A 13,225-nucleotide genomic window follows, 5' to 3' on the forward strand; every position below is an offset into this window, starting at 1 on the left:
CGGACGGTGCGCAGCCGGACACCCCTGCGTAAGGCGGCGGCCGGCACCCTCATCGCGATCCTCGCGGTGACGGTGCTGGCCGCCGACCAGTTCACGAAGATCCTCGCGATCGCCGATCTTCCACCGGAAGAGCCGGTGCCCGTTCTCGGCGAGTTCCTGCAGTTCTACCTCGTCCGAAACCCCGGCGCCGCCTTCTCCCTCGGAGAGAGCGTCACGTGGCTGTTCACGATCGCGCTGGCCGCAGTGGCCGTCGGTATCGTGTGGCTGGCACTCACGCGCGTGACCTCGCGCGCGTGGGCGGTCATCCTGGGTCTGCTCCTGGGCGGCGTGCTGGGCAACCTCACCGACCGCCTGCTGCGCGCGCCGGGGTTCCCGGTCGGGCACGTGGTCGACTTCATCTCCACGCCGTGGATGATGCCCGCGATCTACAACGTCGCCGACATCTTCATCGTGACCATGATGATCTGCGTCGCGCTGCTGGTGCTGCTGGGGCTGCGCCTGGACGGCACCCGCGAGACCCGCGCCGAGGCGGAGGCCGCCGTCGATCCGGAGTCCGCCGCCGATCCGGGGGCGACCGCCGATCCGGATGCCGCCGCCGACCCCGATCGCAACGACCCCGGCACGCCCACCCGCTGATGGCCGAGTCACGAAGCCTGCCGGTGCCCGATGGCCTGGAGGGGGCGCGGGTGGATGCCGCGCTGGCGAAGATGCTCGGGTTCTCTCGGACCTTCGCGGCCGAGGTCGCCGACGCGGGGGGCGTCGAGCAGGACGGACGCACGCTCGGCAAGTCCGACCGGCTGCGCGCGGGCGCATGGCTCACGGTGTCGTGGACGCCCAAGCGCGAGCCCGAGATCGTCCCCGTCGCCGTGGCCGACCTAGGGATCGTCTACGACGACGACGACATCGTCGTCGTCGACAAGCCCGCCGGCGTGGCCGCGCACCCCTCCATGGGGTGGGAGGGGCCGACGGTCCTCGGCGCACTGGCGGCGGCCGGCTTCCGCATCGCCACCAGCGGCGCCGCCGAGCGGCGTGGCGTGGTGCACCGCCTGGACGTCGGCACGAGCGGGCTCATGGTCGTGGCCAAGACCGAACGCGCCTACACCGCGCTCAAGCGCGCGTTCAAGGAGCGCGAGGTGGAGAAGATCTACCACGCCGTCGTGCAGGGGCACCCCGATCCGCTGGCCGGGACGATCGACGCACCGATCGGGCGGCATCCCACGCACTCGTGGAAGTTCGCGGTCACCCCCGCCGGCAAGGACTCCGTCACGCACTACGAGACGCTCGAGGCGTTCCCCGGCGCCGCGCTGCTGGAGATCCACCTGGAGACCGGGCGCACGCATCAGATCCGCGTGCACATGGCCGCGCACCGCCATCCGTGCGTCGGCGATCCCCTCTACGGCGCCGACCCGACGCTCTCGGCCCGGCTCGGCCTCACCCGCCAGTGGCTGCACGCCCGTCAGCTGGCCTTCGCCCATCCCGCGACGGGGGAGTGGAGCACCTTCACCTCGCCGTATCCGCCCGACCTGCAGCACGCGCTCGACCTCCTGCGCGCCGACTGACGCGTCGGCGCTCTTCGCCCGGTCGGAGGATCGCACGCAGGTCGGAGGATGCCGCGCGCATCGTCCGACCTCCGCGGCATGCTCCGACCCCGGTGAGCGAGGTGTCGGAGGGGGATGTCACACTGCGGGCATGACAGTGGACGTGCGGCCCGCGTCGACCTTCGACGATGTGGCGACGATGGTGGGTCCCAAGCGGCCGGACGCGAACGTGTGCTGGTGCTTGAGCTACCGCATCCCGAGCCGGCTCAACTGCGAGCTGGTCGGTGAGGCGCGCGGCGCGTACGTGCGGGAGCTGTGCGCCCGCGACGTCGCCCCCGGCGTGCTCGCCTACGACGGCGGTGAGGTGGTGGGATGGGCCGGGGTGGCACCCCGCGCCGACACGACGTTCGCGACCGCCCGGCTGATCCCGCACGTCGACGACCTCCCGGTGTGGTCGGTGTGGTGCATCCGCGTGCGCCCCGGCCATCGCGGCACCGGCATCTCGCACGCTCTCCTGGCCGGTGCCGTCGAGTTCGCCCGCGCCCACGGCGCACCGGCGGTGGAGGGTTACCCGGTGGACAACGGCGGCGAGAAGGTGAACCTCACGATGGCGTACGTCGGCACGAGGGCGCTGTTCGAGAAAGCCGGGTTCACCGTCGCGGCCGAGACAGGATCGCGCCTGGATGGTTTCCCGCGCGTGCTGATGCGCCTGCCGCTCTAACGCCCTCCGGCGAAGGAGGCCGGATCGTCCTCCGCGACGGCGAGGGCGATCTTGCGCACGTGCTCCTGGGCGACATCCGTCAGTTCGCCCAGACCGTAGAAGCCGACCTCGGTGAGCTCGCCGTCGGCCGGATGGGGCTCACCCGACACCCAGTCGCACCGGAAGACCAGGTCGAGGTAGTCGACCTGGTCGCCGTTGGCGTACGTGATGCGCGGGACCTGCTGCACGAGGGCGAGGCGCGTCGCGCGGACGGTGACGCCGGCCTCCTCGCGGCACTCCCGCACCGCCGCATCCGCCGGCTCCTCGCCCGGGTCCACGATCCCCGAGACCGGCTGCCAACTGCCGTTGTCGGCCCGCTTGCCGATCAGCACCTTCTCGTCGCGGAAGACGATCGCGGTGACCCCGACCAGCGGCAGCGGATCGTGCCCGATCTTCTCGCGCAGCGACAGGACGAACTCGGGCGTGGCCATGGTTCCACCCTAGGCGGCGCGCGCATCGCCGCAGCTACCATGTCGGTCCCCGAACGTAGACTCGACTCCGTGGCATCCGACTCCTTCGTTCACCTCCATGTGCACAGCGAGTACTCGATGCTCGACGGAGCCGCCCGCATCGGGCCGATGGTCCAGGAGGCCGTCCGCCAGGGGATGCCGGCGATCGCGGTCACCGACCACGGGAACACCTTCGCCGCGTACGAGTTCTACAAGACCGCCAAGGATGCCGGCATCAAGCCGATCATCGGCATCGAGGCGTACGTGACCCCCGGCACCCACCGTGCCGATAAGGCGCGCGTGCGCTGGGGCACGCCGGAGCAGAGCAGCGACGACGTGTCCGGCTCCGGCGCGTACACGCACATGACGCTGCTCTCGGAGACGACCGAGGGCATGCACAACCTCTTCCGGCTCTCCAGCAAGGCCTCCATCGAGGGGTACTACTTCAAGCCGCGCATGGACCGCGAGCTGCTGCAGACCTACAGCAAGGGGCTCATCGCCACGACGGGGTGCCCCTCCGGCGAGGTGCAGACGCGGCTGCGGCTCGGTCAGTACGACGCCGCACGAGCGGCCGCGGCGGAGTTCCAGGACATCTTCGGCAAGGAGAACTACTTCGCCGAGATCATGGATCACGGCCTCTCCATCGAGCGGCGCGTCATGGGCGATCTGCTGAAGATCGCCAAAGACCTCGACATCCCGCTCGTGGGCACCAACGACCTGCACTACACCCACCAGCACGACGCCACCAGCCACGCCGCCCTGCTGTGCGTGCAGTCGGGATCCACGCTCGACGACCCGAAGCGGTTCAAGTTCGACGGCGACGGGTACTACGTGAAGTCCCCGGCCGAGATGCGCCAGATCTTCCGCGACCATCCCGAGGCCTGCGACAGCACGCTGCTGATCGCCGAGCGGTGCGACGTGGAGTTCAACACGTCGGCGAACTACATGCCGCGCTTCCCCGTTCCGGCGGGGGAGACCGAGGAGTCGTGGTTCATCAAGGAGGTCGAGAAGGGCCTCGAGTTCCGCTACCCCGACGGCATCCCCGCCGACGTCCGCCGGCAGGCCGAGTACGAGACCGGCGTCATCACCCAGATGGGCTTCCCGGGGTACTTCCTCGTCGTCGCCGACTTCATCAACTGGGCCAAGGACAACGGCATCCGTGTGGGTCCCGGCCGCGGATCCGGCGCCGGCTCGATGGCGGCGTACGCGATGCGCATCACCGACCTCGATCCGCTGCAGCACGGGCTCATCTTCGAGCGCTTCCTCAACCCCGATCGCGTGTCGATGCCCGACTTCGACGTCGACTTCGACGACCGCCGCCGTGGCGAGGTCATCCAGTACGTCACCGAGAAGTACGGCGACGAGCGCGTCGCGCAGATCGTCACGTACGGCACCATCAAGGCCAAGCAGGCCCTCAAGGACGCCGGGCGCGTGCTGGGGTTCCCCTTCAGCATGGGGGAGAAGCTCACCAAGGCCATGCCGCCGGCGGTCATGGGCAAGGACATGCCGCTGGACGGCATGTTCAACAAGGAGCACCCGCGTTACAAGGAGGCGGGGGAGTTCCGCACCCTCATCGAGACGGATCCCGAGGCCAAGACGGTCTTTGACACCGCCGTGGGGCTGGAGAACCTCAAGCGCCAGTGGGGCGTGCACGCGGCCGGCGTGATCATGTCGAGCGAACCGCTCATCGACATCATCCCGATCATGCGGCGCGAGCAGGACGGCCAGATCGTCACGCAGTTCGACTATCCCGCGTGCGAGTCGCTCGGCCTCATCAAGATGGACTTCCTGGGGCTGCGCAACCTCACGATCATCAACGACGCGGTCGACAACATCAAGGCCAACCGCGGTCAGGACCTCGTGCTGGAGGATCTGCCGCTGGATGACCAGGCCTCCTACGACCTGCTCTCCCGCGGCGACACGCTCGGCGTTTTCCAGCTCGACGGCGGGCCGATGCGCTCCCTCCTGCGCCTGATGAAGCCGGACAACTTCGAAGACATCTCCGCCGTCATCGCGCTGTACCGCCCGGGCCCCATGGGCGCCAACTCCCACATCAACTACGCGCTGCGCAAGAACGGCCAGCAGGAGATCACCCCGATCCATCCCGAACTGGAGGAGCCGCTCAAGGACATCCTCGACACCACCTACGGCCTGATCATCTATCAGGAGCAGGTCATGGCGATCGCCCAGCGCGTCGCCGGGTTCTCGCTCGGTCAGGCAGACATCCTGCGCCGCGCGATGGGTAAGAAGAAGAAGTCCGAGCTGGACAAGCAGTACGAGGGCTTCCACGGAGGCATGGTCGCGCGCGGCTTCGGCGAGGCCGCCATCAAGTCGCTGTGGGACATCCTGCTGCCCTTCTCCGACTACGCCTTCAACAAGGCGCACTCCGCCGCGTACGGGCTCGTCTCCTACTGGACGGCGTACCTGAAGTCGCACTATCCCGCCGAGTACATGGCGGCGCTGCTGACGAGCGTGGGCGATTCGAAGGACAAGATGGCGGTGTACCTGAACGAGTGCCGCCGCATGGGCATCCGCGTGCTCCCGCCCGACGTCAACGAGTCGATCCGCTTCTTCGCCGCCGTCGGTGAAGACATCCGCTTCGGCCTGGGCGCCGTGCGTAACGTGGGGGCCAACGTCGTGGACGGGATCGTCACGGCCCGTCAGGAGGCGCCGTTCACCTCCTTCCACGACTTCCTCGCCAAGGTCCCGCTGCACGTGGCCAACAAGCGCACCGTGGAATCGCTCATCAAGGCCGGTGCGTACGACTCCCTCGGCGCCACGCGGCGCGCGCTGCTGGAGATCCACGAGGATGCGACGGAGGGGGCCGTCCTCGACAAGCGCCGCGAGGCCAACGGCGAGGTCGGCTTCGACTTCGACTCGCTGTGGGACGAGCCGCACCAGGTGGCCAAGGTCCCCGACCGCCCCGAGTGGACGAAGAAGGACAAGCTCGCTTTCGAGCGGGAGATGCTCGGGCTGTACGTCTCCGATCACCCGCTCGCCGGCCTGGAGGTGGCGCTGGCCAAGCACGCCTCGATCGGCATCCACGACCTCCTCTCCTCGGAGGACGTCCAGGACGGCGACCAGGTCACGATCGCCGGACTGGTCACCTCCGTGCAGCACCGCGTGGCCAAGCAGAGCGGCAATCCATACGGCATGATCACCGTCGAGGACTTCAACGGCGAGGTCACCGTGATGTTCATGGGCAAGACCTACCAGGAGTTCTCGCCGGTGCTGCAGGCCGATGCCATCCTCGTCGTGCGGGGGCGCGTGTCACGGCGCGACGACGGCCTCAACCTGCACGCGCAGTCGGCGTTCTCGCCCGACCTGGGGGCCCTGGACGAGTCGGGTCCGCTCGTGCTGATCCTGCCCGAGCAGCGCGCCAGCGAAGATCTCGTGGGCGAACTCCTGCAGACCCTTCACCGTCACCGCGGCGAGACTGAGGTGACCCTCAAGCTCCACAAGTCGGGCACCGCGAAGGTGTTCGAAGTACCGCATCCGGTGCGGGTGACCGCCGACCTGTACGGCGAACTCAAGGGACTGCTCGGCCCCAACTGCCTGGGCTGAGCTCCGCTGTCAACCGGCGGTGCGATCCTGCGATGCGCCGCCGACCCTGAGTAGGATCATCCCCGCCCCCTTGGAGAGGACCATCGTGACTGACCCCGAACTGGACGACACCACCATCGCCCGCGCGCCCGCCCGCGAGGATGCTGTGGCCGCCGACGGCCCCGGCGCCGAGGCGACGACCACCGAGGCGTCGGCCGCCGACGCACCGCCTGCGCAGGCTGACGACAGCCGCGGAGCCGACCAGGAGAACCCGCCGCAGTACGGCGTCGGACCGTTCACCATCCGTGAGGTCGCACTCACCGGCGTGTGGCTGGTGGCCTTCGTCATCTCCTTCTTCCCGCTCAACATCGTCGGGGGCAACGCGCGCCCGCTCTTCGGCGGCGACAACGTGTGGGTCTCGGGCCTGTCCTGGATCCTCGCGATCGGGCTGCCCACCGTCGCCGTGTTCCTCCTGGTGCTGCGTCGCCTCTCGCCGCAGGGCATCCGCCGCGTCGGATCGCTCGGCATCGACCAGTTCGCCTCCGTGGCGTTCTCGGTGGCCGCGTTGGTGTGGCTGACGTGGCTGTGGGACACGATCGCCATCGCGATCGAGACCGACTTCTGGACGCGCTCGTGGGTCGTGTGGGTCGAGGTCGTGCTCATGCTCGCCGGCGTCGCGCTGACCGTGTTCGCCCCGATCATCCCGGTGCTCGAGCAGGACTTCCAGGGCCGCCCCGAGGCGCCCGCCCACCGCAACGCACGGCCCGTCCGCGCGGTCACCCCGCGGCCGGTCCGCGAGCGCCCCGCACGCCAGCAGACCGCGCACGCCCCCGTCCCCGCCCCCGTCGACGGAACCGCGTTCGGCGGCGGACCGCAGCACGCCTACGACCCGGCGGCCGCGCCCACCACGTCTTACGACGCTCCGCAGCCTGCCGCCGCGCACGACACGGCCGGCGACGCCGCTGCGCAGCCGGCGGCCGCGCAGCAGGACACCGGCTCCTACGACACCGACGTGTTCGCCCCGCTGCGCGACGAGCAGGCACCCGCGGCGACCGGCACGCAGACGCAGGAGTGGACGGCCACCGACGACACCGTCGCATCCGCCTCGCACAGCGCCCCGGCGCAGCAGCAGGCATTCTGGGCGCTCGTTCCGGTGGAGCGCGACGTGGTCGACGAGTACGGCGCTCCGCTGTTCCGCATCGGCCCGACCGCGTGGGCGCTCGTGCTCGAAGACCGCGGCGAGGTCTTCGTCGTGCGCCACGAGGACGGCCGCATCGGCTACCTGCACGACGTCAGCGGCGTGACCCGCGGCTGACCCGGACGCGCATCATCGGCGGGGAGGGCGCGCGGTAGCCTGGAGGGATGCTTCGCACCATCGATCTCCGCGGTCGCGCCCTCACCGCAGCCGAGCTTCTGGAGGCCGTCCCGCGCGCGGCAGACGCCCGCGATGAAGCCCTCGCGACGGCCGCGGCGATCGTCGCCGACGTCGCCGAGCGTGGCGAGACCGCCCTGCGGGAGCAGGCCGAACGCTTCGACGGCGTCAGTGGCCACGCCGTCCGCGTTCCGGAGATACACCTGACCGAAGCCGTCGCGACGCTGGATCCCACGGTGCGCGCGGCGCTGGAGGAGGCGATCCGGCGCGTCCGGCAGGCCTCGGCAGCCCAGGTGCCTCCGCCCGTGACCACCGAGCTCGGCCCCGGTGCGCGCGTGACGCAGCGCTGGCAGCCGGTGCGGCGCGTGGGCGTGTACGTGCCCGGCGGCAAGGCGGTGTACCCCTCCAGCGTCGTCATGAACGTCGTGCCGGCCCAGGTCGCGGGTGTGGACGAGGTCGCGCTCGCCTCGCCCCCGCAGCGCGAGTTCGGCGGCCGTGTGCACCCGGTCATCCTCGCCGCCGCGCACCTGCTGGGCGTCACGGAGGTCTACGCGATGGGCGGTGCCGGCGCGATCGGCGCGTTCGCCTCCGGCGTGCCGTCGCTGGGCCTGGAACCGGTCGACGTCGTCACCGGGCCCGGGAACAACTTCGTCGCATCCGCCAAGCGCGCCGTCGCCGGCCGCGTCGGCACCGACTCCGAAGCCGGAGCAACCGAGATCCTCGTCGTGGCCGATGCCACGGCCGACGCCGACCTCGTCGCCGCCGACCTGGTGAGCCAGGCCGAGCACGACGAGCAGGCATCCGCCGTGCTCGTGACGGATTCACCCGAGCTGGCCGATGCGGTGGCGGATGCCGTGGCCGCGCGGGCCCGGCGCACGCGGCACTCCGAACGGGTGCAGGCCGCCCTCGGCGGACCGCAGTCGGCGATCGTGCTCGTCGACGACGCCGACGGCGCCGTCGCCTTCAGCAACGCGTACGCGCCGGAGCACCTCGAGCTGCACATGGCCGACCCGCATCCGGAGCGGTTCGTGCACGCCGGCGCCGTCTTCGTCGGCCCGTACACGCCCGTGAGCCTCGGGGACTACCTCGCCGGCAGCAACCACGTGCTGCCCACGGGGGGTCAGGCACGCTATGCCGCCGGGCTGTCGGCGGCGACGTTCCTGCGCCCTCAGCAGGTCATCGAGTACGACCGCGACGCGCTGTCGGTCGTCAGCGAGGCCATCGTGGCCCTCGCCGAAGCCGAGGCCCTGCCCGCCCACGGCGAGGCGGTCACTGCGCGCTTCCAAGTCTCCGGGGATGCGGGGCCGCACGAGGGGTGACCTCGTCGCGTAGTCTGTCGATGCCATGCATTGCCCTTTCTGCCGTCATCCCGATTCCCGCGTCATCGATTCCCGCACGAGCGACGACGGCCTCAGCATCCGCCGCCGCCGCCAGTGCCCCGAGTGCGGCGGACGCTTCTCGACCGTCGAGACGGCGAGCCTGAACGTCATCAAGCGTTCGGGTGTCGTCGAGCCGTTCAGCCGCGAGAAGGTCATGTCGGGCGTCCGCAAGGCGTGCCAGGGGCGGCCGGTCACCGAGGCCGACCTCGCGATGCTGGCCCAGCGCGTCGAGGAGGCCGTGCGCCAGACGGGCGCCTCGCAGGTGGAGGCGAACGAGATCGGCCTGGCGATCCTCGGTCCGCTCCGTGAGCTGGACGAGGTCGCGTACCTGCGGTTCGCCAGCGTGTACCAGGCGTTCGAGTCGCTGGAGGACTTCGAGACCGCGATCGGGCTGCTGCGCGCCGACCACTCCGCCCGCCGCGCCGCCTCGCTCGCCGAATAGCGCGGTCGCCGAATAGCGCGGTCCTCTAGGCTGGCGGGGATGTACCCCACGCTCTTCCGCCTCGTGCTCTCGCGCATCGATCCCGAGCGCGCCCACCACCTCGCCGTCCCGGTCATCCGGCTCCTCGGCGTCCCGCCGTTCTCGTGGATCACCCGCCGCCTGACGGCACCCGCTCCGTCGCTGCGCACCGAGGCGCTCGGCCTCGTGTTCGATTCGCCGTTCGGGGTGGCCGCGGGATTCGACAAGGACGTGCGGATGGTCCAGGGCCTGTGGGCACTGGGGTTCGGGCATGTGGAGATCGGTACGGTCACCGCTTTGGCGCAGCCGGGCAACCCGCGTCCGCGGCTGTTCCGCTTGATCCCCGATCGCGCCGTCATCAACCGCATGGGGTTCAACAACGCCGGCGCGGAGGCTGCCGCCGCGCGCCTGGAGCGGCTGCGTCGCCGGCGCACGCGCCCGGTCATCGGCGTGAACATCGGCAAGAGCCGCGTCGTGCAGGTCGAGGACGCGACGACCGACTACGTCCGCAGCACCCGGCTCCTCGCCCGGCTGGCCGACTACCTCGTGGTCAACGTCTCCTCCCCGAACACGCCGGGGCTTCGCGGCCTCCAGGCGGTGGACACGCTCCGACCGCTCCTGACGGCCGTGCGGGATGCCGCGGGGGAGACGCCGCTGCTGGTGAAGATCGCGCCCGACCTCGCCGACGACGAGGTCCAGGCGATCGCGCGGCTCGCGGTGGAGCTGGGGCTGGCCGGCCTCATCGCCACGAACACGACCCTCTCGCGTGAGGGCCTGCGGACCTCGCCGGAGGTCGTCGCGGCCGCAGGGGAGGGCGGCCTGTCCGGCGCTCCGCTGAAGGAGCGCGCGATGGCGGTGCTGCGACTCGTGCGCGCCGCCGTGCCACCGGAGTTCGTCGTCATCTCCGTCGGCGGGGTCGAGACCGCCGCCGACGTGCGCGCACGCCTCGATGCCGGCGCGACGCTCGTGCAGGGCTACACCGGGTTCCTGTACCGCGGGCCGCTGTGGGCCCGGCAGATCAACCGCGGCCTCTGACCCGCGTCGCATCCGCTCGCCGCGCATCGCAGTTTCGCGAGACTGCTGCCCACCGGCGAGACCGCGACATTATGGCCCTGTTTCGCCGGTGGCGTGCAGTCTCGCGGATGTGGGAGGCCGGCGGAGGCGGCGGGCGGGACCGGGGCGGGTCAGGCGGGGTGCTGGCCGCGCTTGACCTGCGGCTTGGGCAGGCGCATGAAGCGCATCTGGACGGTGCGCATCGCGGCGTACCAGCCCAGGCCCTTCTCCATGCGCGTGGCACCGAACTTCTCGCGCGCGGCGCGCTTGACGCGGATGGAGGTGAGGATCATGTCGCCGACGACGAAGAGGATGTAGATCCACAGCGCCACGAACGCCCAGTACTGGAACACGGCCAGCGGGATCAGGGTGGCGAGGATGACCAGGACCATGAAGGGCATGACGCCCTCTCCCAGGTGCCATCCGGCGTCGACGAAGTCGCGGGCGAACTTGCGCTGCGGGCCCTTGTCGCGGGCGGGCAGGTAGCGCTCGTCGCCGGCGGCCATGCCCAGGCGCGCCTTCTCGCGCCGGGCGGCCAGCTCGGCGCGGGCGCGCGCCTTCGCCTCCTTGGTGTCGGCTACGAGCGGGCGCTTGCGCGCGGCCTCCCGTTCGGCGCGCGTCGGCGTCGCGCGTCCCTTGCCGGAGCCCGGGCGGGCGGGGTCGACGGGAGCGTCGTTGGACGCGGGGGCGGGGGTCTTGGCCACGGGGAACCTCGGAGACATCGGATGCGGGCTCTCTAAGATTACCCGCATGACCCCCGAACCGTCCCGCCGTGACGCCGTACGTGCAGCCGCCGCATCCGTCATCCCCGCCGCCCTCGCCGACCTCGGCACCCTCGTGCGCATCCCGTCCGTCGCGTGGCCCGCGTTCGACCAGACCCAGGTGGCCCGCAGCGCCGAGGCTGTCGCCGCCCTGTTCCGCGATCTGGACTTCTTCGACCGGGTCGAGGTCGCCACCGCCGCCATCCCCGGCACCGACGAGCACGGTCAGCCCGCGGTGCTGGCCACGCGCGCGGCGCGGAACGGACGCCCCACCGTGCTGCTGTACGCGCACCACGACGTCCAGCCCGCCGGCGACGAGGCGCTGTGGGACTCGCCGCCGTTCGAGCCGACGGTGCGCGACGGCCGCCTGTACGGCCGGGGTGCCGCCGATGACAAGGCGGGCGTGATGGCGCACGTGGCGGCTCTGCGCGCGGTCATCGAGGCGCTCGGGCGCGACGTGGACCTCGGCGTCGCCGTGTTCATCGAGGGCGAGGAGGAGTACGGCTCGCGCTCGTTCGGGCAGTTCCTCTCCGACAACGCCGACGCACTCCGCGCCGACGCCATCGTCGTGGCCGACTCGGGCAACTGGGACGAGCGCACCCCGGCGCTCACGGTCTCGCTGCGGGGGAACGCGCGCTTCACGCTGCGCGTGCGCACGCTCGACCACGCGTCGCACTCGGGCATGTTCGGGGGAGCGGTCCCCGACGCGATGCTCGCCACCGTCAAGCTCCTCTCGACCCTGTGGGACGACGACGGGGCCGTGGCCGTGGCGGGCATGACGGCGCGGGATGCGGCGACCCCCGACTACAGCGAGCAGACTCTGCGCGCGGAGGCCGGGCTCCCCGACGGCGTCTCGCCGATCGGGCGGGGACCGATCCTGAGCCGCATGTGGAACCAGCCGTCGATCACGATCACGGGGATCGACGCCACGAGCGTCGCGGCCGCCTCCAACACCCTCGCGCCGGAGACCTCCGTCGTGATCAGCGCGCGCGTGGCCCCCGGGCAGTCCGCCCAGGAGGCGTACGCGGCGATGCAGGCGCATCTGCGCGCGCACGCCCCCTTCGGCGCGGAGCTCACCTTCTCCGACGTCGACCTCGGTGACGGCTTCCTCGTCGACACCGGCGGATGGGCCGTGGCGGATGTGCGCACAGCGTTCGAGGAGGGATACGGCGTGCCCAGCGTCGACGTGGGCGTGGGCGGATCGATCCCGTTCATCGCGGACCTCGTGCGCCAGTTCCCGGGGGCGCAGATCCTCGTCACCGGCGTGGAAGACCCGCACTCCCGCGCGCACAGCCCCAACGAGTCGCTGCACCTGGACACGTTCCGTCACGCCGTGGCCGCCGAAGCGCTCCTGCTGGAGAGCCTCGACGCGCGCACGGTGTGAACCGCCGCACGCCCGCGGGGGCGGCGTAGACTCGCAGAGTCCGAACCGCGACCCCGCACCGACGAAAGGGCCTGTCATGACCGACACCGCGCTGTCGACCGACCAGACCGTCCGCGACCACGGTGTCGCACTGACCGACGCCGCCGCCGGCAAGATCCGCAGCCTCCTCGAGCAGGAAGGCCGCGACGATCTGCGCCTGCGCGTGGCCGTCCAGCCTGGCGGATGCTCCGGCCTGATCTACCAGCTGTACTTCGACGAGCGTTTCCTCGAGGGTGACAAGGCCGTGGACTTCGACGGCGTGGAGGTCATCGTCGACGAGATGAGCGTGCCGTACCTGGACGGCGCGACGATCGACTTCAAGGACACCATCTCGGAGCAGGGGTTCACGATCGACAACCCCAACGCCGCCGGCAGCTGCGCCTGCGGCGACAGCTTCCACTGACACCTGGGGCCGGCTGATTCCGGCCCTGCACGACACGCCAGGACCCGCGGCTCGGGAGCGATAATCGCCCCGTCCCGCGGGTTT

The 13,225-nt window shown here is 71.0% G+C and carries 12 protein-coding genes; 10 read left to right on the forward strand and 2 right to left on the reverse strand.

Translation table 11 applies throughout. The features are described 5' to 3' along the window. Positions 1-6: 6 nt before the first annotated feature. From lspA to E4K62_RS07070, 3 genes are all read left to right on the forward strand, one after another. A complete protein-coding gene (lspA, locus tag E4K62_RS07060) occupies positions 7-636 on the forward strand; it encodes a signal peptidase II (RefSeq protein ID WP_135065405.1) in 630 nt (209 codons plus the stop codon). After that, positions 636-1,559 (forward strand): RluA family pseudouridine synthase, encoded by a 924-nt coding sequence (locus E4K62_RS07065; RefSeq protein ID WP_135065408.1) that lies wholly within the window; start codon positions 636-638, stop codon positions 1,557-1,559. Before lspA ends, E4K62_RS07065 begins: the two co-directional genes overlap by 1 nt. Positions 1,560-1,689: 130 nt before the next feature. Continuing rightward, positions 1,690-2,259 carry a GNAT family N-acetyltransferase gene (locus E4K62_RS07070; protein ID WP_135065411.1) on the forward strand — a complete coding sequence of 190 codons (570 nt, stop codon included), beginning with the start codon at positions 1,690-1,692 and terminating at the stop codon, positions 2,257-2,259. On the opposite strand, the gene E4K62_RS07075 is transcribed toward E4K62_RS07070, so the two are convergent. Then, the gene (locus tag E4K62_RS07075) at positions 2,256-2,729 is read right to left on the reverse strand and encodes an NUDIX hydrolase (protein ID WP_135065414.1); all 474 of its coding nucleotides are present in this window, start codon (positions 2,727-2,729) and stop codon (positions 2,256-2,258) included. The genes E4K62_RS07070 and E4K62_RS07075 overlap by 4 nt on opposite strands. A 39-nt stretch (positions 2,730-2,768) precedes the next feature. Between E4K62_RS07075 and dnaE the strand changes: the two genes are divergently transcribed. The 5 genes from dnaE (at position 2,769) to E4K62_RS07100 (ending at position 10,536) form a co-directional block, all read left to right on the forward strand. After that, positions 2,769-6,311 carry a DNA polymerase III subunit alpha gene (gene dnaE / locus E4K62_RS07080; RefSeq protein WP_135065417.1) on the forward strand — a complete coding sequence of 1,181 codons (3,543 nt, stop codon included), beginning with the start codon at positions 2,769-2,771 and terminating at the stop codon, positions 6,309-6,311. A gap of 85 nt (positions 6,312-6,396) precedes the next feature. After that, on the forward strand, positions 6,397-7,605 hold the full coding sequence (locus E4K62_RS18865; protein ID WP_240742849.1) for a hypothetical protein: 1,209 nt from the start codon (positions 6,397-6,399) through the stop codon (positions 7,603-7,605). Positions 7,606-7,652: 47 nt separating this feature from the next. Beyond that, positions 7,653-8,981 carry a histidinol dehydrogenase gene (gene hisD / locus E4K62_RS07090; RefSeq protein WP_135065420.1) on the forward strand — a complete coding sequence of 443 codons (1,329 nt, stop codon included), beginning with the start codon at positions 7,653-7,655 and terminating at the stop codon, positions 8,979-8,981. A 25-nt stretch (positions 8,982-9,006) separates the two neighbouring features. Next, positions 9,007-9,483, forward strand: a complete 477-nt coding sequence (gene nrdR / locus E4K62_RS07095) for a transcriptional regulator NrdR (RefSeq protein WP_135065423.1) — start codon at positions 9,007-9,009, stop codon at positions 9,481-9,483. Between the two features lie 39 nt (positions 9,484-9,522). Then, the gene (locus tag E4K62_RS07100; protein ID WP_135065425.1) at positions 9,523-10,536 is read left to right on the forward strand and encodes a quinone-dependent dihydroorotate dehydrogenase; all 1,014 of its coding nucleotides are present in this window, start codon (positions 9,523-9,525) and stop codon (positions 10,534-10,536) included. A gap of 149 nt (positions 10,537-10,685) precedes the next feature. Here E4K62_RS07100 and E4K62_RS07105 read toward each other — a convergent pair whose 3' ends face one another. Further along, on the reverse strand, positions 10,686-11,258 hold the full coding sequence (locus tag E4K62_RS07105; protein ID WP_135065428.1) for a DUF3043 domain-containing protein: 573 nt from the start codon (positions 11,256-11,258) through the stop codon (positions 10,686-10,688). Positions 11,259-11,304: 46 nt separating this feature from the next. Between E4K62_RS07105 and E4K62_RS07110 the strand changes: the two genes are divergently transcribed. Both E4K62_RS07110 and E4K62_RS07115 read left to right on the forward strand, forming a co-directional pair. Then, positions 11,305-12,699 (forward strand): dipeptidase, encoded by a 1,395-nt coding sequence (locus tag E4K62_RS07110; RefSeq protein ID WP_135065431.1) that lies wholly within the window; start codon positions 11,305-11,307, stop codon positions 12,697-12,699. Between the two features lie 76 nt (positions 12,700-12,775). Beyond that, positions 12,776-13,141: a HesB/IscA family protein gene (locus E4K62_RS07115; protein WP_135065434.1), complete on the forward strand. Its 366-nt coding sequence runs from the start codon at positions 12,776-12,778 to the stop codon at positions 13,139-13,141. Positions 13,142-13,225: the final 84 nt, after the last annotated feature.

Source organism: Microbacterium wangchenii, assembly GCF_004564355.1.
Taxonomy (GTDB): domain Bacteria; phylum Actinomycetota; class Actinomycetes; order Actinomycetales; family Microbacteriaceae; genus Microbacterium; species Microbacterium wangchenii.

Excerpts from the sequence above, each read along its gene's own strand:
- E4K62_RS07065 (WP_135065408.1), top strand. The coding sequence starts at position 636 with ATGGCCGAGTCACGAAGCCTGCCGGTGCCCGATGGCCTGGAGGGGGCG.
- E4K62_RS07070 (WP_135065411.1), top strand. The coding sequence starts at position 1,690 with ATGACAGTGGACGTGCGGCCCGCGTCGACCTTCGACGATGTGGCGACG.
- E4K62_RS07075 (WP_135065414.1), bottom strand. The coding sequence starts at position 2,729 with ATGGCCACGCCCGAGTTCGTCCTGTCGCTGCGCGAGAAGATCGGGCAC.
- dnaE (WP_135065417.1), top strand. The coding sequence starts at position 2,769 with ATGTCGGTCCCCGAACGTAGACTCGACTCCGTGGCATCCGACTCCTTC.
- hisD (WP_135065420.1), top strand. The coding sequence starts at position 7,653 with ATGCTTCGCACCATCGATCTCCGCGGTCGCGCCCTCACCGCAGCCGAG.
- nrdR (WP_135065423.1), top strand. The coding sequence starts at position 9,007 with ATGCATTGCCCTTTCTGCCGTCATCCCGATTCCCGCGTCATCGATTCC.
- E4K62_RS07100 (WP_135065425.1), top strand. The coding sequence starts at position 9,523 with ATGTACCCCACGCTCTTCCGCCTCGTGCTCTCGCGCATCGATCCCGAG.
- E4K62_RS07110 (WP_135065431.1), top strand. The coding sequence starts at position 11,305 with ATGACCCCCGAACCGTCCCGCCGTGACGCCGTACGTGCAGCCGCCGCA.
- E4K62_RS07115 (WP_135065434.1), top strand. The coding sequence starts at position 12,776 with ATGACCGACACCGCGCTGTCGACCGACCAGACCGTCCGCGACCACGGT.